At 59.3% G+C, this 20,081-nt stretch carries 13 protein-coding genes; 8 read left to right on the forward strand and 5 right to left on the reverse strand.

Going from position 1 to position 20,081, the window contains the following annotated elements; translation table 11 throughout:
- Window positions 1-3 precede the first annotated feature (3 nt).
- The 3 genes from AC2FMY_RS03700 to AC2FMY_RS03710 form a co-directional block, all read right to left on the reverse strand.
- Window positions 4-1,920: an ABC transporter substrate-binding protein gene (locus AC2FMY_RS03700; RefSeq protein ID WP_480747931.1), complete on the reverse strand. Its 1,917-nt coding sequence runs from the start codon at window positions 1,918-1,920 to the stop codon at window positions 4-6.
- Window positions 1,913-3,685 (reverse strand): ABC transporter ATP-binding protein, encoded by a 1,773-nt coding sequence (locus AC2FMY_RS03705; protein WP_496746355.1) that lies wholly within the window; start codon window positions 3,683-3,685, stop codon window positions 1,913-1,915. The genes AC2FMY_RS03700 and AC2FMY_RS03705 overlap by 8 nt, the downstream gene beginning before the upstream one ends.
- Before the next feature lie 237 nt (window positions 3,686-3,922).
- A complete protein-coding gene (locus AC2FMY_RS03710) occupies window positions 3,923-4,339 on the reverse strand; it encodes a VOC family protein (RefSeq protein WP_496746353.1) in 417 nt (138 codons plus the stop codon).
- 209 nt (window positions 4,340-4,548) lie between these two features.
- On the opposite strand from AC2FMY_RS03710, the gene AC2FMY_RS03715 reads away from it, so the two are divergent.
- From AC2FMY_RS03715 to AC2FMY_RS03740, 6 genes are all read left to right on the forward strand, one after another.
- A complete protein-coding gene (locus tag AC2FMY_RS03715; protein WP_480747928.1) occupies window positions 4,549-5,694 on the forward strand; it encodes an acetate/propionate family kinase in 1,146 nt (381 codons plus the stop codon).
- Between the two features lie 82 nt (window positions 5,695-5,776).
- Complete coding sequence (locus tag AC2FMY_RS03720; RefSeq protein WP_496806997.1) at window positions 5,777-6,406, forward strand: glutathione S-transferase family protein; 630 nt, start codon at window positions 5,777-5,779, stop codon at window positions 6,404-6,406.
- A 117-nt stretch (window positions 6,407-6,523) separates the two neighbouring features.
- Entirely contained in the window at window positions 6,524-8,926 is a 2,403-nt protein-coding gene (locus AC2FMY_RS03725) for a GcvT family protein (RefSeq protein WP_496746347.1), read from the forward strand.
- Entirely contained in the window at window positions 8,923-10,443 is a 1,521-nt protein-coding gene (locus AC2FMY_RS03730) for a trimethylamine methyltransferase family protein (RefSeq protein WP_496746345.1), read from the forward strand. Before AC2FMY_RS03725 ends, AC2FMY_RS03730 begins: the two co-directional genes overlap by 4 nt.
- On the forward strand, window positions 10,444-11,127 hold the full coding sequence (locus tag AC2FMY_RS03735) for a TetR/AcrR family transcriptional regulator (RefSeq protein ID WP_480747924.1): 684 nt from the start codon (window positions 10,444-10,446) through the stop codon (window positions 11,125-11,127).
- Window positions 11,114-12,418, forward strand: coding sequence for an NAD(P)/FAD-dependent oxidoreductase (locus tag AC2FMY_RS03740; RefSeq protein WP_496806998.1), 1,305 nt, complete (start codon window positions 11,114-11,116; stop codon window positions 12,416-12,418). Before AC2FMY_RS03735 ends, AC2FMY_RS03740 begins: the two co-directional genes overlap by 14 nt.
- A gap of 21 nt (window positions 12,419-12,439) precedes the next feature.
- On the opposite strand, the gene AC2FMY_RS03745 is transcribed toward AC2FMY_RS03740, so the two are convergent.
- Complete coding sequence (locus AC2FMY_RS03745) at window positions 12,440-15,853, reverse strand: indolepyruvate ferredoxin oxidoreductase family protein (RefSeq protein ID WP_496806999.1); 3,414 nt, start codon at window positions 15,851-15,853, stop codon at window positions 12,440-12,442.
- 133 nt (window positions 15,854-15,986) lie between these two features.
- Here AC2FMY_RS03745 and AC2FMY_RS03750 point away from each other — a divergent pair, with 133 nt between their 5' ends.
- Window positions 15,987-16,457 (forward strand): Lrp/AsnC family transcriptional regulator, encoded by a 471-nt coding sequence (locus AC2FMY_RS03750; protein WP_496745596.1) that lies wholly within the window; start codon window positions 15,987-15,989, stop codon window positions 16,455-16,457.
- Between the two features lie 10 nt (window positions 16,458-16,467).
- Here AC2FMY_RS03750 and AC2FMY_RS03755 read toward each other — a convergent pair whose 3' ends face one another.
- Entirely contained in the window at window positions 16,468-16,848 is a 381-nt protein-coding gene (locus AC2FMY_RS03755; protein ID WP_480748089.1) for a DUF3307 domain-containing protein, read from the reverse strand.
- Between the two features lie 177 nt (window positions 16,849-17,025).
- On the opposite strand from AC2FMY_RS03755, the gene AC2FMY_RS03760 reads away from it, so the two are divergent.
- Entirely contained in the window at window positions 17,026-20,070 is a 3,045-nt protein-coding gene (locus tag AC2FMY_RS03760; RefSeq protein ID WP_496745652.1) for a cyclic nucleotide-binding domain-containing protein, read from the forward strand.
- Window positions 20,071-20,081 lie beyond the last annotated feature (11 nt).

Here is a 20,081-nt window from a genome sequence, read left to right on the forward strand (position 1 = left end):
CCGTTACTGGTCCAGAAAGAACTCGTCCATGCGATGCACGCCGAAATGCGCGCCCGGGTCCCAGGCCCACATCCCTTTTTCGGGCACGTTGTGCAGGCGGTTCGAAACGACGATCGGTTGCGGTGTGCCGGCCAGAATGCCGATGCCGTAGACCTGATCGGCATGGATTTCCAGCATCTCCTTCCAGGCGGCGGAGCGCTGTTCATCCGTGGTCGCGGTATCCCAGACCTTGGACAGTTCCATCAACCGCTGTGCTTCGGGCATGTCGGGCGCTTCGCCCGCATCGCCGCCGGTCTGATAGAACTGGCCCCATTTGGGCCAGGCCAGGAATACCTGATCGGTAGGAGCGAGATAGGCGGGGGAGGTATAGACCTGCGGGATGCCGTTGTCCCAGCCGTACCAGACCGATGCCATTGTGTTTCCTGCAAAGACGCGGTTGCGCAGGATGTCGCGATCCAGCGGGCGCATGATCAGCTTGACGCCGATGTCGCGCCAGTTGTCGGTGACGATCTGCATGGCATTTTCGACCTCTTGCCGCTCGCCCGCGGTTTCGATGATCAACTCCATCGGGCGGCCATCGGGCAACAGACGGATACCACTGCCGTCGCGCTTGTCGAGCCCGGCCTCGTCAAGCAGTTTGTTGGCCTGTTCGGGGTCGTAGGCGGCCCAGGCTTGCAGGTTCTTTTCGTCGAAGAAAGGGGAGTAAGGCAGAACGGTCATGGCGCCCGGTTTGCCGAGCTTGAAATAGAGCGCCTGGTTGATCGTATTCCGGTCGATCCCCAGCGACAGCGCGCGGCGCACGCGTACGTCCCGCATCAGGTTGCGCCATGTATCATCGGCATAATTGAGGTTGGGATAGATCGCGATCTGCGAGGCCACGCCGGTATCCCACAGATAAGTTTTGTAATTACCCCCGGCTTCGCCCTTCTTGAGGATCGAGGCATCGCGGAAATCAAGCCCGCGTCCCTGAAGGTCGGTTTCGCCCGCGTTGGTCTTGGCAGCGACCAGACCGGGCGCCACGATTTCCATCTCGATAACGTCGATATAGGGCAGTTGCACACCCTTGGCATCGATGCGGTGATAATAGGGATTGCGCACGAAGTTGTGGCGGATCTTCTTGCCCGAGCTTGCATTCAGCCACGGTTGCAGGGTGGGCAGTTCGTGGTTGTCGTATTTGTACATGTTGTCGAGCTTGTTGTGCAGCGCGGCCCAGCTTTTGACGCGGGCGTCGTCAACCTCGGCGGCGAGTTCGTCGGGGTCGGCATAGGCTTCGTGGTATTTCTTGAGGAAATGCGAGGGCCGGTAGATGAAGGGCGGGCGTGCCTGTGCGAGGCTTTGCAGGAAGTTGGGATTGGGTTCTTCCCATTCGAACACCACAGTGATTTCGTCAGGGAAGGTGACGACCGGTGGTTTGCCGTTGACCCGCAGGAAATCCGGGGGGCCGGAGGGGCTGAGCAATTCGTTGTTGGCGACGTCTTTCCACCAGTATTCGAAATCGGCAGAGGTGAAGGGGGTGCCATCCGACCACTTGTGCCCTTTGCGAAGTTTCAGGGTGAACTTGCGGTTCCCATCGTTCTCGAAACTCGCCAGAAGGTCCGGAACCAGCTCGTATTTCTCGTTGTAGCCGACAAGGCGGGCGTAGCCATAGACCACCATCTGCCGGATATCCTTGGACCGCGTGACCATTGTGCGCAACGTGCCGCCTTGATGGCCGTATTCCCGCCCCTTGGCCTCCGGATCGACCACGACCGGCTCTTCGGGAATGCGCTCGGCCACCGGGGGCAGATTGCCCATTTCGACTTCCTGTTTCCAGAATTCGCTTTCCTGCAGGGGTGGAAGCGTATCCGAGCCGGCCTGTACCGCGCCGGCAAGCGCCAAGGCGGCGGCAAAGAAAATCGACCTGCGAGTGGTTTCAAACATGACAACGTACCTTATGGCCGGGTTCCAGCTCTTTCAACGAGGGTACCACGGAGTTCGAGAAACGAAAGGCTTCGTCCCAGCTGTCCGGCGATCCTGCGCCCAATGCTACCAGTTTCAGGTCGATTGGGCGATTGATATCGGGTTCGGGCTGGGCCGCGATCAGCGCTTTCGTGTAAGGGTGACGGGGGTTGTAGAAAAGCGTTTCCGGCGGGGCCTGTTCGATCACCAGACCTTGCCGCATGACCGCGACTTCGTCGGCGATCCGTGCCACCACGGCGAGATCGTGGGAGATGAACAGATAGGACAGGCCCAAACCTTCCTGAAGGTCTTCGAGCAGGGTGAGGATCTGTTCCTGCACAGATACATCAAGGGCCGAGGTCGGTTCGTCGCAGACAATGAATGACGGGTCCAGCATCAGCGCGCGCGCAACCGACAGCCGCTGACGCTGCCCGCCGGAAAACGCGTGCGGATAGCGTTTCAGCATGTCCTCGTTCAAACCCACGCGCTTCAGCATCGCGGCGGCCTTGTCGCGCTGTTCGGCCGTGGTTCCGATGCGGTGAATCTCAAGCGGCTCGGTCATCGCGTCCTGTACCCGCATGCGTGGGCTGAGCGAGCTGTAGGGATCCTGAAAGATCATCTGTGCCTGACGCTGAAATGCGGTGCGCTCGGTTCGGCTCATCTTGTGCACGGTGATCGGCTCGGCCCCTGGTTGCGCGCGAAACAGAACCTCGCCACCCGGATCGGGCGGTTCAGCCCCCAAAGCGATTCGCGCCGCTGTGGTTTTGCCCGACCCGCTTTCACCGACAATCGCCAGGGTTTTGCCACGCGCCAGTTTCAGGTCGACGCCGCGGCAGGCGTGAATCAGCGCCCCGGCCTTCCATCCCTTGCCGGACCGCATGGAATAGGTCTTGGATATCTCCTTCATCTCGAGGATCAGATCCTCGTCGGGCATCGGGATACCGACGGCTTCCTGATCGGGGATTTCCGGGGCGGCGTCGAAGAGTTGTTTGGTATAGGGATGAGCCGGTTCGCGAAGGATCAGTTCTGCAGACCCCGATTCCATGACGCGCCCCTTATGCATGACCACCACCTGTTCGGCCATGTTCGCCACCACGCCCAGATCATGGGTGACGAGAATCAGGGCCATACCGGTTTCCTGCTGCAACTCCTTGATCAGGCCCAGCACCTGCGCCTGTGTCGTCACGTCGAGCGCGGTGGTCGGTTCGTCGGCGATCAGAAGGTCGGGTTTGGCAACCATCGCCATGGCGATCATCGCGCGCTGGCGCATTCCGCCGGAGAGTTCGAACGGATAGGAATTGTAAGCACGCTCCGGATCGGGAAAGCCGACGCGGTCGAACTGTTCCAGCACCTTTCGCTTGGCTTCGCGTTCCGAGGCGCTGCGATGCAGCCACAACACTTCGCTGACCTGATTTCCGATCGTGTGGAGAGGCGACAGGGACCGCATCGGTTCCTGAAAGATCATCGAGACCTGATTGCCCCGGATGCCACGCATCTGTCTCTCGGTGAGGTCGGACAAAATTTGAGCGCCATCGGGGCCTTGTAAGGTGATCTTGCCGCTTCTGAGTTGTGCGGCCTTGGGCAGAATGCGCAACACGGCGCGGCAGGTGATCGTTTTGCCGGACCCGGATTCGCCAACCAGCGCCACGGTCTGGCCCGGCTGGACGTCGAAGTTTACGCCCTGAACCACAGGATCGGCAGTACCAAAACCGATGCTCAGATCTCTGACGGACAACAGCGGAGTCATCGGGGTTTTCCACCCGCCTGGCCGTGGATCGACATCAACTTCAAGAACTCCCTGATTTTTTCGTGCAGTTTCACCCGCCGGACCCTGACTAGTCAAATACGTTCTTGACGATAATCGGAGTGACGGTGGGAATAAATCTTTCCGATGGACATCACGAATTCTTGAGATTGCTGGATTTTTGGTGTTCGCGAAGAATTCATCGCCTGAGCGAAGCCCGTCGGACTGATTTAGCCAATGCTATCCGTCGCGCCCCGGCTCGTCGGGATCGTCGGAGAAGAGAGCAATTTTGTTTCCTTGTGGGTCGCGAAGGTAGCCAACGTAGAAGTGTGGCCCATATGCGGCACGAAAGCCCGGCTGTCCCTCATCGGACCCGCCTGCGGCAAGCGCAGCGGCGTGCAGGTCTCGAACCTGCTTTTGATTGCGCGCTTCGAACGCGACCATGGATCCGTTGCCGGCCGAGGCCGGACACCCATCGAAGGTTGGTTTGACGTAGAAATCAGGCGGAACGGGAGATTGCCCGGATTGTACGGGCAATACGTAGCTTAGGCCCTCGGGGCCCTCTTCCAGTTCGTATCCAAGGGCCGTCAGGAATGCTGAGTAGAACTGTTTGGCGCGAGCGATGTCATCGGCACCGACGGTGACGTAAGCAATCATTCAATGTGTTCCCTTCGGTGTTTTGAATACTGTAGCAATTCTCCTGAATTGCGGTAGGCCTCGGGACATCATACGCATTGAGACAAAGTTCTGTTCTGGACCACACTATGTGCAGACGTTCCGGTTAAGGGAACGGCCTGCGGCATTTCACCGGTTGTCGTTTCACTTTGACGGCTCCTACAGTCCGAAAGGACAGCCGGAGAGATGGAATGAGTGCGATCCTGACACTGAACGCGGGCAGTTCGTCGATCAAGTTCGGGGTATATCTGGCCGCAAAGGAGCCTACGCTGCTACACCGGGGGCAGGTCGAGAACCTGGGGCCGGTCGCGCAACTCGTGCTAAAGCGCGACAAGCGGCAAGCCACCCAGATCGGACCGGCCGATCATGCGGCGGCGGTGCGCGCAATTCTAGAGCACGTCGACCAACTGCTGGGGGACATGGAGATTACCGGCATCGGTCACCGGGTCGTGCATGGTGGGCGCACTTTTGACGGCCCTGCCTTGTTGACTGATACGGTTATCGAGCAACTTCAGGCGCTTGAACCGCTTGCGCCCCTGCATCAGCCGCATAATCTTGCGGCGATACTTGCTTCAAGAACGGCCTATCCGGGCGCGGTTCAGGTCGGGTGTTTCGACACTTCGTTTCATTTCGGCCATCCATTTGTGAACGACGCCTTTGCGATCCCGCGCCGGTTTTATGAAAAGGGCGTGCGACGCTATGGGTTTCACGGGCTGTCCTATGATTATATCACCGGCAAGCTGAAACGGGACTATCCGCATCTGTCGGTTGGACGGGTTGCCATTTGCCATTTGGGTAATGGCGCGTCGATGTGCGCGGTCGTAAATGGAAAGAGCATCGGTTCGACCATGGGGTTTTCCGCGCTGGACGGGTTGCCGATGGGCACCCGGTGCGGCCAGCTTGATCCCGGCGTGCTGCTGTATCTTATGGCGCAGGGCCACGGGGTCGAGGCGATCACCCATATTCTTTACAAGAAAAGCGGCCTGCTGGGCCTCAGTGAAATCAGCCACGACATGCGCACTTTGCTGATGCATGACGATCCCCGGGCACAGGAGGCGATCGACTATTACGTGTTCCGCATCAAGCGTGAGTTGGGGGCAATGTCAGCAGTGATGGGCGGTCTTGACGCCGTCGTGTTCTGCGGTGGCATCGGTGAGAACGCCGCACTGATCCGGGAGCGGGTTCTGGAAGGCATGGAGTATCTCGGCCTCAAGGTGAATGCCGAGGCGAATGACAGCAATTCGACGGTGATATCATGCGGTGAAACGCCCGTTCTGGTGATCCCGACGGACGAAGAACGCGTCATCGCCCGTGCGGTTTTCAAGGCGATGGGTTGAACACCGGCCGACGGAATTGCACCCTGCCGGCGGTCGGCCGGTTTTTGCGGCTGGCAAACATTCAGACACGAAAGCCAGGTTCATGTTGTTCTACGATTGCTCGACCGCCCCCAATCCTCGCCGCGCGCGGATGTTCATCGCTGAAAAGGGATTGGATATTGAAACCCGCGATATCTCCATCGCCAAGGGCGAGCAGTTGAGTGACGCGTTCAAAGCGGTCAATCCAAGGGCGACAGTACCGGTTCTGGTGACGGACGATGGCACGGTTCTGACCGAGAACCTGGGAATTGCGGCCTATCTGGAAGCCCGGTTTCCGGAACGGCCATTGATGGGGCGCACCCCCGAGGAAAAGGGTCTGGTGCTGATGTGGAATGCACTGGTTGAACAGCAGGGCGGTTTGCCAATCGGCGAGGCATTGCGCAACTCGCATCCGGCGTTTGCTGATCGTGCGGTGCCCGGCCCTTGGAACTATGTGCAAATACCGGAGTTGGCGGAAAGAGGGTTGGACAGGGCCAGGCGCTTTTTCGACATCCTTGAAGAACGCCTGCAAGACAGCCCTTTCATTGCCTGCAGCCATTTTACTCTGGCCGATATCACGACCTTCGTTTTTGTGGACTTCGCACGAGTCATCAAACTGCGAATCCCCGAAGAAAACTTCGCCACATTGACGTGGTTCGAAAATATCAGGGGCCGCTCAAGCGCAAGTATCTAGTGTAATTAATTGAGTTGTAGTCATAAAATATCCGCCGTCAGAACTGTACATATTTGTCTAGACAGAAGTGAACAGTGCCATTAGCGTCCTCTGCGAGTTGTTCGAGGGGAAAAGGCGATGAAATCCCAGTATCGTGTCGTGGTCATCGGTGGCGGCGTCGTGGGCGCTTCGGTTCTGTATCATCTGGCCAAATTTGGCTGGTCGGATGTGGTTATGCTGGAAAGGCGGCGGCTGGCATCGGGATCGTCCTGGCATGCGGCGGGCGGCATCCATGCCCTGAACGCGGATCCAAACATGGCCTCGTTGCAGGCCTACACGATCGACCTGCTGAGTGAGATCGAAAAAGAATCGGGCCAGAATATCGGTTTGCATATGACCGGTGGCCTGACTTTAGCCGGTACGCCTGAACGCTGGGAATGGTTGCAGGCCAACTACCGCATCTTCCAGTCCATCGGCATTGACGACTGCGAGCTTTTGACCCCGCAAGAGGCGCAGCGGCGTTGCCCGATCATGTCAACCGACGGTGTATTGGGCGCGATGTGGGCGGATCGTGAAGGTTACATTGATACAACTGGCACTGTTCAGGCTTATGCGACAGCCGCCAGGAAACGTGGTGCCGAATATTACGAGGAAACCAAGGTCGAAGAGCTGATCCAGACTGATGACGGCTGGCAGGTTGTGACCGATAAGGGCACGATCACCTGTGAACATGTGGTCAACGCGGCCGGGCTCTGGGCCAAGCAGGTTGGTCGCATGGCCGGGGTAGAGCTGCCAGTCTCACCGTTGAAGCACCACTATCTGATCACGGACACGGTGCCCGAAGTGGCGCAGGCGGATTTCGAGATGCCGATGACTGTGGATCTCGAAGGATTCACTTATATGCGGCAGGACCAGAAGGGTGTTCTGGTGGGGATCTACGAGGTCGATCACGAACACTGGGCGATGGACGGCGCGCCGTGGAACTATGGCGAGGAACTGTTTCAGGAACAGCTTGACCGGATCGAGAACGAACTGACATTGGGCTTTGAGCGGTATCCGTCGATCCAGAACGTGGGCATCAAGACATGGGTCAATGGTGCGTTCACGTTCTCGCCAGATGGTAACCCGCTGGTTGGTCCGGTTCCGGGCAAGCGCGGCTATTGGACCGCCTGCGCGGTGATGGCCGGGTTCCTGCAAGGTGGTGGCGTTGGGAAAACACTGGCCGAATGGATGATCCACGGCGAGCCCGAAGCGGACGCCTGGCCGATGGATGTGGCGCGCTATGGTGATTTCGCACAGAACAAGCGGTATATCCGTGAAACCACTGGCCAGTTCTATTCGCGCCGCTTCGTGATGACCTACCCGAACGAGCAATTGCCTGCGGGTCGCCCGCTGAAGATGGCTCCGGCGCATGACGCGATGACCGAGGCCGGATGTAAATGGGGTGTCAGCTGGGATCTGGAGGTGCCGCTGTATTTCGCGCCCAAAGGGTTCGAGGAAACGCCAACTCTCAAACGTTCGAACGCGCATGACATCGTGGCCGCTGAATGCAGGACCATCCGGGAGGGCGTGGGCCTGCTGGATATCTCGGGCTTTTCCCGCTTTGAGGTTTCCGGCCCAAATGCCGAAGCGTGGCTGGATAACATGATGGCCTCGAAACTGCCCGCCCCGGGACGTGCCAAACTGGCGCCGATGCTGGGTGAGAACGGGCGGCTCAAAGGCGACCTGACCGTGCTGAACTGGGGCGATGGCACCTGGTGGATCATGGGCAGCTATTACCTGCGCGCCTGGCATATGCGCTGGTTCAACGAGCATATGATGGACGGCGTGTCGATCCGTGATCTGGGGGAAGAGATTTGCGGGTTCGGCCTTGTGGGACCGAAATCGCAAGAGGTGATCGAGAAACTGGCGGAACAGGATATCTCGGGCCTGAAATTCATGGGCTGCGGTGATTTCGACATCGGCCTTGTCCGGGCGCGTGTTGCACGTATGTCGGTGACCGGCGAGAAAGGATATGAGATCAACTGCCGCTATGGCGATCATATCAAACTGCGGCGGATGTTGCTGGACGCCGGTGCCGATGAGGGTATCCGCGAGTGCGGTTTCAACGCGATGCTCTCGACGCGATTGGAAAAGAGTTTTGGCATCTGGTCGGCGGAGTTTACCCAAGCCTATACGCCGGGCATGACCGGAATGGATCGCTGGATCGACTGGAACAAGGAATTCGTCGGCAAGGCCGCGGCCCAGGCCGAACGCGACGGCAATGGCCCGGCGCAGGTGCAGGTGACGCTGGAGATCGACGCGCTGGACGCCGATGCCAGCGGGTATGAGCCGGTTTGGTCGGCTGACGAGCGGGTCGGGTTCGTGACCTCGGGCGGCTATGGTCATTATCTTGGCAGGTCTCTGGCGATGGCCCTTGTCGATCCTGCCAAGGCTGAGCCGGGAACCGAGCTTTCGGTGCATGTTGTGGGTGTCGAACGTCCGGCGCGCGTGATTGCCCCGTCACCATATGATCCGCAAGGCAGGGCGATGCGGTCATGACCCGGCGCGGCAGGCGTGGGCGCGAAGCGGCGGCAGGTACGACGCGGCGGCAAGTGGACTATCGCAACCTGCGCAACCCGTTTCCGCCAATGGCCGCCTTTACCGAGGACCGGATCGAGGCGTTGCATCAGGCTTCGCTGACCGTGCTGGAGGATATCGGGATCAAGGTTCTGCTGCCCGAGGCCCGTACATTGTTCCGACAAGGCGGCGCGCGGGTCCGGGACGAAATGGTCTTTATAGGGCGCGACATGGTCGAGTCAGCGTTGGCCACCGCACCCAGATCTTTTGTCGTCAAGGGCGGGGTGGCCGAGCGGGATCTGACAATGGAGCTGGGGCGGCTGATCTTTCAGCCGGGCGCGGGTGCGCCGCATGCCACCGATCTGGTGCGCGGGCGAAGGCCCGGCACCTTGCGCGATTTCCGCGAGATGGTGCAGATCACCCAGAGCTTCGACGTGCTGCATATGGTCCCGCCACTGGTCGAGGCGCAGGATGTTCCGATGCACCTGCGCCACTATGCGATGACCCAGGCGGAACTGACGCTGAGTGACAAGGTGCCGTTCATCTATTCACGTGGCACTCCGCAGGTGAAGGACGGGTTCGAGATGGTCCGTTCTTTCCGGGGGCTGTCCGAGGAGGCATTCGCGGCCCAGCCCTGGTGTTATACGATCATCAACACAAACTCGCCGCGCGTAATAGATATGCCGATGGCGCAGGGGCTGATCGATTTTGCGCGCGCGGGCCAGATGTCGATCGTCACTCCGTTTACGCTGATGGGCGCAATGGCTCCGGTAACCGTAGCGGGGGCGATGACGCTGAGCCATGCCGAGGCGCTGGCAGCGATCACGCTGACACAGCTTGCCAGACCCGGTGCGCCGGTCTGTTACGGTACTTTCACCAGTAATGTGGATATGAAGTCGGGCGCGCCTGCGTTTGGAACGCCCGAGCATTTCACGGCATCACTGGTGGCCGGGCAACTGGCGCGCAAGATCGGCCTGCCGTGGCGTTGCGCCGGTGGAAGTGCGGCCAATACCAACGATGCACAGGCGGCAAATGAGACGCAGTTCGGGCTTTGGGGTTGCCTGATGGCAGGGGCGACGGTGGTGATCCACTCGGCAGGGTGGCTCGAAGGGGGGCTGACCGTGTCGTTCGAAAAGATCATCACCGATCTTGAAGTTCTGCAGATGGTGGCCGAGTTGTGCGCCGGAACGACTGCGACGGATGCCGATATTGCACTGGACGCGCTGCGCGAGGTGGGGCCATCGGGGCATTTCTTTGGTGCCGCGCACACGATGGAGCGGTACCAGACCCAGTTCTATGAACCGCTGGTGGGCGACTGGTCGAATTTCGGAACATGGACCGAGCGGGGTGCAATTGACGCCAATCATCGCGCGACAGGCATCTGGCAGAACATCGTCGACACATTTCGGGCACCGGCACATGATCAGGACCGGATTGCCGAGCTTGAGGAATTCATCGCGCGCCGAACCGCTGAAGGCGGCGCGCCACCGGAGAGTTGAATGAGCACCAAACCGATCCTGCACCGCGACGACCCGGATGCCGAACCGCTGGTCGGAAACATCAAGGTAACCCGCGACGACTGGCTGAACGTCGCGATGGATGTTCTAGTGTCTGACGGTGTCGAACAGGTCAAGGTGTTGAACCTGGCCGAAAGAATGGCGGTGTCGCGGTCCTCGTTCTACTGGTATTTCAAGTCCCGGCAGGAATTGCTGGATGCGCTGCTGGCGCGCTGGCAGGCGACCAATACCGCGGCCATGATCGCGCAGGCCGATACCCCGGCGGACACCATCACTGCGGCCGTCTGCAATGTGCATCGCTGTGTGGTCAATCCGAACCTGTTCGACACGGCGCTGGATTTTGCCGTGCGGGACTGGGCGCGGCGGTCGGGAAAGGTACGCCGTATACTGGATCAGTCCGACGCGCGGCGGCTGGCGGCGCTGCAGGCGATGTTCGCGCGGTTCGGCTATGAGGACATGGAGGCCAAGACACGCGCCCGGGTTCTGTACTACATGCAATTGGGATACGATCTGGCGCAGTTGAACGAACCGCACGAGGCCCGGCTGGCGCTAGTGCCGCACTATCTTTTTGCCTTCACCGGGGTTGAGGCAAGGCCGGACGAGATCAAGGAATTCAGCGCTTATGCCCGCAGAATTTGGGAGGGACAGGACAATGAACAATCCTGACGCAATCATCATCGGGACTGGTGTCATCGGCGCGGCGGTCGCGTTCGAGCTGGCCAAACGAGGCTGGAAAACGCTGTCGCTGGACCGCAATACTCAGGTCGGCCACGGGTCGACTGCAGGGTCCTGTGCCATCATCCGGATGCACTATTCCACCTTCGACGGCACGGCATTCGCCTGGGAGGGGTATCACTATTGGCGCGACTGGGCCGACTATCTGGGTCTTCCGGAAGGAGCCGATCTGGCGCAGTTTCGTCAGACCGGGTGTCTGGTGATGAAGACCGAGGCCAACGGGCATCTGGCCAGGCATATGCAGTTCAGTGCCGAACTAGGCTGTCCGTTCGAAGAACTTGATGCCGCCGGCATACAGGACAAGCTGCCCATCTATGATCTGAACAGCTATGCGCCTGCGCGCCGCCTGGACGACCCGCAGTTCGGGCAGCCCAATGGCGAGCGTCTTGGGGGGGCGGTTCTTTGGCCGCAGGCGGGGTATGTCACCGACCCTGCGCTGAGCGCGCAAAACCTGATGGAGGCTGCGAAACTGCACGGGGCGCAGGTGCAGACGGGAGTCGAAGTGACCGAGGTTTTGCAGGTAGCAGGCCGCGTTGCAGGTATCAGGCTGGCAACCGGGGCCGAGATACATGCACCGGTAGTAATCAACGTGGCCGGACCCGGGTCGTCGATTGTCAACCAGATGGCGGGCGTGACCGACGACATGACAATTGAAACCCGCCCCCTGCGGCAGGAAGTGGTGCATGTTCCCGCGCCCGAAGGGTTCGATTTCCAAGAGCAGGGCATGATCGTATCCGACAGCGACATCGCCTGTTATGCCCGGCCCGAGCATGGAAACCACATCCTCGTCGGCTCGGAAGATCCGGAATGCGACCCGCACCAATGGTGCGATGATGACAAACACTATGACCGCGATTTTACCGAACAGTGGCGGACGCAGGCGATGCGGTATGCGCAAAGGGTGCCGTCTTTGGGCATTCCGTCGCGAATGCGGGGGGTAGTCGACCTTTATGATGCATCCACTGACTGGATACCGATTTATGACAGGTCGAGCCTGCCTGGGTTCTATATGGCCTGCGGAACCAGTGGAAACCAGTACAAGAACGCGCCCATCGCGGGCAAGATGATGGCGGCGCTGGTCGAGTATTGCGAAGGAGGAGGCGATCACGACGCCCAGCCGTTGCAATTTGTACTGCCGTATATTGGCCGGACCATTGACGTTGGGTTCTATTCCCGCAAGCGCCCGATCAACGAGGACAGCAGTTTCTCTGTCCTGGGCTGACAGTTTGTCCCGAGCAGGGGGTTAGAATCCGGCCAGCGCCGCGTCGGCTGCCACGTGCGCCTTTCGGATGGCAACTTCGCGTACCGGGCCATATCCACGGATCTCATCGGCGCAAGTCAGAACTGCGGTCCAATCCTCGGCCCGCTCCGGCGAATAACCGGCCTGCGCCCGGTCGAGCAGGTCAAGATACCATGCCAGCGTTTCACGGTGCATCCGGGCCTCGGAATGATAGCGGAACGGGTTGAGAGGCGTCGGCCGCAGCGGTTTCATGCGGCCCAGTACACCCAGAGCAGCCTTCAGCCACGGCCCATAGCAGCGTTTTGCGGGCCGCCCGCGATTGTCGGTGCGCCGGTTCAGGAAAAGCGGGGCCATGTGGTATCGGAGTTTGAAGTCACCCTCGAACTGTTCGCCGAGTTCGCGAGCGAAAGCCTGACCCGACATCAGACGGGCCACTTCAAATTCGTCCTTATAGGCCATGAAGCGAAAAAGGTTGTGCACAGCGGCGCGGATCAGGGGATCAGGCGCGTCAGAGAGGGCGGCGCGTAAATCCGTGATACGGGCAGTGTATTTTCTTGCGTAGGCGGCGTCTTGATAATCGGTGAGAAATTCGGCGCGGCGGGCGATCATCTGATCCAGTGTATCCGGTTCGGGCTGAGGATCGGAATAGCCGTTCAGCCGCGTGGGATCGGCGGCCATGCAACGACCGATTGCAAAGGCAAGCCGGTTCTTTTCGACCGCGACCCCGTTCAACAGGATGGCCTGCGACAGCGCCACTTCGGTCACCGGCACCAGCCCTTTCTGCCAGGCAAAGCCCAACATCATTACGTTGGCAAAGACCGCATCTCCCAGCAGCGTTTCGGCTGCGGCGTTGGCGTCAAATCCAGTGACGTGATCTGCGCCAACCGCTGCGCGGATGGCGGCCTCGCGATGGCCGACGTTGAGCTGCGCATCGCGGCGCAAGACCAGATCGCCTGTCGGCATCTCGGCGCGGTTCAGCACCACCTGCGTACCCGGACGGTAATGCGCCGAGGCCTTTGGGGCGGAACTGACCACGATATCGCAACCGATAACCGCGTCGGCCGCACCCTGATCAATGCGAACCTGATTGAGCGCATCGGGTGTCGTGCCCAAGCGGATATAGCTGAGCACGGTTCCGAATTTCTGCGCAAACCCGGTGAAGTCGAGAACGGATGAACCTTTGGCTTCGAGATGCGCGGCCATGGTGACCAAGGCGCCGACAGTGACCACTCCTGTTCCGCCGACACCGGTGACAAGCAGGTCAAAGGGTTGGGCGAGGGAAGGCAGGTCGGGGGTTGGCAAGCCGGTTTCCAGCGCCGCGAGATCTAGCGAAACCGTACGTTTCCGACGCGTGGCGCCTTCGACGGTTACAAAGCTGGGGCAGAACCCGTTCAGGCACGAGAAATCCTTGTTGCAGGTGCTGAGGTTGATCTTGCGCTTGCGACCAAAGGGGGTTTCGCGCGGCTCGACGCTCAGGCAGTTCGACTCGACTGAACAATCGCCGCAGCCCTCGCAGACCAAATCGTTGATATACGCGAACCTCCTGGGATCTTCCATCGTGCCGCGCTTGCGGCGGCGACGTTTTTCGGTGGCGCAGGTCTGTTCATAGATCAGGACAGTAACGCCGGGGATGTCGCGCAACTCGCGTTGCAACCAGTCCAGATCGGAGCGGTCGTGAAACGAGGTTTGCGACGGGAAATCGGCGTGGTGGAACTTGGAAATGTCATCCGAAACGATGGCGATCCGTTCCACACCTTCGGCGCGGCAGGTCTGAGCGATGCCATGCACACTGACTGGCCCGTCGACCGGCTGACCTCCGGTCATGGCGACGGCGTCATTGAACAGGATCTTGTAGGTGATGTTGGTGCCTGCGGCGACCGCTTGCCGGATGGCGAGGCTGCCGGAGTGATACCATGTACCCTCGCCGAGATTCTGGAAGATGTGCTTGCCGCCGTTGAATTTCGACGCCACCACATGCGGCACCCCTTCGCCGCCCATTTGCGCATAGCCCACGGTCTGGCGGTCCATCCAAGACGCCATGACATGGCAACCGATGCCGCTGGCAGCCGTCGATCCTTCGGGCACCTTGGTCGAGCTGTTATGAGGGCAGCCCGAACAGAAATAGGGCGTTCGGGTTGCGCCAGGGATGTTAACTAGTTGTGGGGGCTGAGCTGTCAGCGCATTGGCTTTGGCCGGCAGGCCTTCCTCGGGGAAGAAGGTGTGCAGGCGCGCGGCGACGATGGGGGCCAGCATCAGAGGGCTGAGTTCACCGGTCCAGGGGATCAGTGGTTCGCCATGGCTGTCGTACTTGCCGACCATCTTGTGCGGCTTGTCACCCGGCCAGTCATAGAAATACTCCTTGAACTGGCTTTCGATGATGCCGCGCTTTTCCTCGACCACCAGAACTTCGGCCTTGCCCCTGACAAAGCGCAGCGCATTGCGACGGGCGAGCGGCCAGACCATGCCGACCTTATAGATGTCTATTCCCAGTTCCCGGCATTTTGCTTCATCAAGGCCCAGTAGTCGCAATGCCTCCATCAGGTCGAGATGGCCTTTGCCGGTGGTGACAAAGCCGAACTTGGCGTTCTTGATGCCATAGATGCTTCGGTCGATCGGATTGGCCTCGGCAAAGGCGCGCACGGCGCGCAGTTTTGCTTGAATACGGGTCTCGATCTCGGGGCTGGGCAGGTCGGCAGAACGCACGTGCAGGCCTTTTGCGGGCAACTCGATCTCAGGCAGGGCGAACTGCCGGTCCGGGCGAAGCTCAACCGAACGGGCACTTTCGACCGTTTCTGAAACGGCCTTGAAACCGACCCATGTGCCGGAAAAACGTGACAGGGCCAGCCCGTATTCGCCGAATTCCAGGTATTCCTCGACCGAGGCCGGGTTCAGCGTCGGCATGAACCAGGCCATGAACGCCACGTCGGATTGATGGGGCATAGAGGAACTGACGCAGCCATGGTCGTCACCTGCAACTACAAGCACACCGCCTTTGGGGGCCGAGCCATAGGCGTTGCCATGTTTCAGCGCGTCGCCGGAACGGTCCACGCCGGGGCCTTTGCCATACCACATGGAAAACACGCCCTCGACCTCGCACTGCGGATCCAGGCTGGCCTGCTGCGCGCCCAATACCGCGGTGGCGCCCAGATCTTCGTTAACGGCTGGCATGAAGGTGATGCGGTCGTGTTTCAGCCGTTCCTTGGCGCGCCACATTTCCAGATCCAATGCGCCAAGCGGTGAGCCCCGATATCCGGACACGAAACCGGCAGTTTCCAGCCCTGCCTCCCGATCCCGGCGGGCCTGATCCATCATGATCCGGACAAGCGCCTGGGTGCCGGTCAGAAAGACGCGGCCTTTTGTGAGGTCATAGCGGTCCTGGAGTCGATATGTTTGGAACTCGGGAATGTGGCGAGTCATCCATGAAGTCCTGTCAATTTTCGCGCGTTCTGGAAATTTTATCCCGATTGCAATGGAAATTTGATCCAGAAACAGTCAATTATGGACAGGTATTCGGAGGAAATAATCGAAAAATGATGAAAGTTCGAACAAAATGACCGTTTCATTTCAGCTCGATGAAAGAGACAGCCGCATTTTGACATTGTTGCAGAAGGACAGTCGAATCTCGAACGCGGATCTGGCCGAAGCGGTCGGTATGTCTGCATCTGCGCTTTGGCGGCGGGTGCGAATGCTGGAGGAAGCCGGGATTATCGAACGCTACGGTGCCGTCGTTAATCCGTCGGCAATGGGTTTGTCATTCGAAGCGATTGTGCATGTGCACCTGACGCGGCATGACCCGGAAAGAATCGTCGAATTCATTCGGGCGATCGAAAACAGCCCCGAAGTTCAGGAATGTTATGCAACCACGGGGCAGGCGGATTATCATCTGAGGGTGCTGTTTGCCGATCTGGCTGCCTACAACAAGTTTCTGGAGGGGTTTCTGTTCCGGCTTCCCGCCGTCGCCAGTGCCCAGACCAATGTCGTATTGCGCACAATCAAGCGCAACAAACCGGTTCAGAAATAGCGGAGGGGCCTTAGCACGCGCAGACGATCCAGGCCCAGGCCATGGCGATATAGGTCAGGTTGTGCATGCACTGATCCAGACCCGCAGCGCGCCAGAACGCGGCCTGATTGGGTTGCAGTTCTTTCTTGTCCGAGTAATAGGCCTTGGCAAAATCGATGTTGAAATGGATGAACCATTCGAGAGCGGATATCGCTATCGCAAAGATAATAGGTGCGCCGAGAAGAAGAAAAATCGCAGCAGACAAGATGGCATGTACACCCGCATGTTGCGCACGACCCGAATGCAAATACTCTGCCCGGCCCTCCAGCATCTTGGGGGTTTGTAGATAATAATCAGCAAACATATGCTTGATCTGCAATAGGCAGAGTAACAAAAGTACCGTGCCAGTCATTTCAGGCAAGGCGGTCCTCCTAATATCAATCTGCACCCAAGCTTAAGACGTTAATACGTATCGCGCAAACACTCTCGTGCAAATGGTGCGTGTATTGGAATGGGGGGATTCCATTTGCGTTGCGGCGTTCGGTTGCGATAGCGTGAATATGTGAACGGTTGGCGACCGTCTCACTGGGTGGTTTCAATAGGTTTGTCATCGGGGGCAGGACCCATAGAACGTACGCTATTTCGGTTCATCTGGAAGTATTCGAAGCGGGATCAGCTGATTTTGCTGGCCGTGACGTCCACGTTGTTCCCGCTGCTTTATCTGACACTCGAATTGCCCAAACGGATAATCAACGACGCGATCGGGGCGGCCAGTTCCACCGTCGAGTATTTTGGGATCACCTTCGATCAGACAACGTTTCTGATGATCCTGTGTTTTGCCTTTCTGCTGTCGGTGTTGGCGCATGGTCTGATGAAAATGCGGATCAACACGATGAAGGGCGTGTTGAGCGAGCGCATGCTGAGGCGGTTCCGCTATCAGCTCATCAGCCGGATTTTGAGGTTTCCGCAACCCTATTTCGAACGCGTGAGCCAAGGTGAACTTGTGTCCATGGTCACCGCCGAAAGCGAGCCGATGGGCGGTCTGATGGGTGATGCGATCAGCCAGCCAGTGCTGCAGGCCGGGCAGATGCTGACCATCCTGTCCTTTCTGTTTCTGCAAAGCTTCTGGTTCGGGCTTGCGGCCATTGCGCTGATCCCGTTGCAGGCCTGGCTGATCCCCAAGCTGCAACGCCAGATCAACCTGCTCAACAAGAAGCGCATACAGGAGGTGCGGGTTCTGGCAGCCCAGATCGGAGAGAACGCGGCCGGTGCATCGACCCTGCGCGGCAATGCGGGCTGGCGGTATCGACGGGCCATGATTTCGGACCAGCTTGGGCGGCTGTTCAGCATACGGTTCGACATCTATCAGAAAAAATTCTTCATGAAGTTTCTCAATAACTTCATTTCGCAATTGACCCCGTTCCTGTTCTACTCGGTAGGCGGTTTTCTGGTATTGCAGGGCCAGGTGTCGCTGGGGGCGCTGGTCGCGGCACTGGCGGCTTACAAGGATCTGTCCAGCCCGTGGAAGGAGTTGCTGACCTATTACAACCAGACGCAGGACATGGCGATACGCTGGGAAGTTGTGATCGAACGTTTCGCCCCCGCAGGCATGATTGACGAGGAATTGTTCGAGAACGAACCCAAGGAGAGCGTGCGCCTGAATGGCGATATCGTGCTCGACCATGTCTCGGTGCGGGATGCGGACGGCAATCACGTTTTGGATGATATGAATGCGGTACTGCCGGGGGCTGGCGTGATTGGCATATCGGCCCCCAGCGAGGAGGACCGTCTGGCCCTCAGCGAATTGTTGACGCGTGAGGTTCTGCCGGGATCAGGCAAGGTCATGATCGGCGGGCACGAACTGTCCAAGGTGCATCAGGTGGATGTGGCGGCGCGCATCGGCTATGCCAGTTCGCGCCCGGTCATGTTTCAGGGCACGTTCGGCGATAATGTGATGATGCCGATGCGGTTTCAGCCGACCGAACCCGCGCCAGAGAATCCGGACTTTGCCGAAACACTGCGGGCGGGCAACAGCGCCGATCCGTTTCACGCCGAATGGCTGGACCCGGCGCGCGCCGGTTTCCAGGACGAAGCGAGCCTTCGCGCGTGGTGGTTGCGACTGGTCGAAGGGATGGGGTCGGGGGCGGCCTTGTTCAGACGGGGCGCAGACCAGGTCTTTGACCACGGCGCGCATCCGGAACTGGCGGCAAAGCTGGTCGAGTTGCGCCCGATCGTAAGACGGGAAATCGGCAAAGCCGGGCTGGATCAACAGGCGTTTATCTTTGACCGCGACGCCTATAATCCCGCATTGCCGGTTGCCGAGAACTTGCTGTTTGCAACGCCGCGCGTGCCTGTCACACAGGAACTTCTGGCGCGCCAGGCGGTGTTTCTGGCACAGTTGCGGGATCTGGGGCTGGACGAAATACTTGTCGATCTGACCCGCGATGTGATCGACATGTTGCGTCAGATCTTTGGATTGGACGGCACCGACCATCCCCTGTTCCGAAAGCTGGGGTTGGAGGTGAACACTTATGAGGCGGCGTTGGATCTGGTCGAAAAGACGCGCAGCGCCGGGGCGCGGGCCCTGGACGATACCGAGTTGGCCAGCCTGCTGGCCGTTCCGTTCCGAATTTCGGCGGAACAGATAGGGCCGGCCTTTTCGGACGGTTTGAAATCCCGGATTCTGGAATTGCGGCACAGCCATTCCGACAAGCTTCTGGAAAGCTTGCGCGATGTCTTTGTGCCGTTACGGGTGGATGAGTTTGCGCCCGGATTGACCGTGCTGGAAAACGCCATGTTCGGCAAGGTCAGTCAGGTGGGTGGCGCGCGCACCGACGAATTGCGCAAACTGATCACCGACGTGCTTTCGGGTAACGGTGCGCGCCCGCTGGTGGTTGAGCTGATCTATGACATGCCGGTGAGCCTTGGGGGGCAGAACCTGCCCGCCGCCTTTGCCGAACCTTTGGCCTTTACACGGGCGGCAATCAAGAAGCCCGACATTCTGGTTCTGAACAGCGCGTTGGCGAGTTTCGACATGGATACTCAGGTATCGGTATACAAAAACCTGCGCGAGTTGCTGCCTGATACCACTGTGATCTACATCAACGACCATTTCAAATCGCCCGAGGCGTTTGATTTGCACATTGAGATTCGGCAAGGCCGGATCATCAGCGAGGAGGCTCCGATGGATGTTGAAGAGGATGGTGCCGCCTCGGCCGACCTGACGCGCAAGCTAAGGGCATTGGAGCAGACCCCGCTGTTTTCCGAGCTTGACCGGCGACAGCTGCGCCTGCTGGCCTTTGGTGCGCGCTGGTTCGAGGCCAAGGCGGGCGAGGTCGTTTTCCTGAAGGACGACGACCCGACCGACGGTGCCTATATGATCATCGAAGGCGAGGCAGGTCTGTACCTGCCCCAGAAATCCGGCGACGATCAGCTGATCACGCGCGTCGGGCCTGGAACGCTGGTCGGAGAGCTGGGACTGATCCGCAAAGAGCCGCGCGCGCTCAGCATGGTGGCCGAAACCAATCTGACCTGTCTGCGGATCGGTGAGGAGGAGTTTCTGGCCGTGGTCGAAAACGACGCGGCAACCGCGTTCAAGCTTTTGCAGGTTGTGGCGGGTTACGTTTCGAACTGACGAACAGAGCG

Source organism: Ruegeria sp. YKSE079 (genome assembly GCF_059612845.1).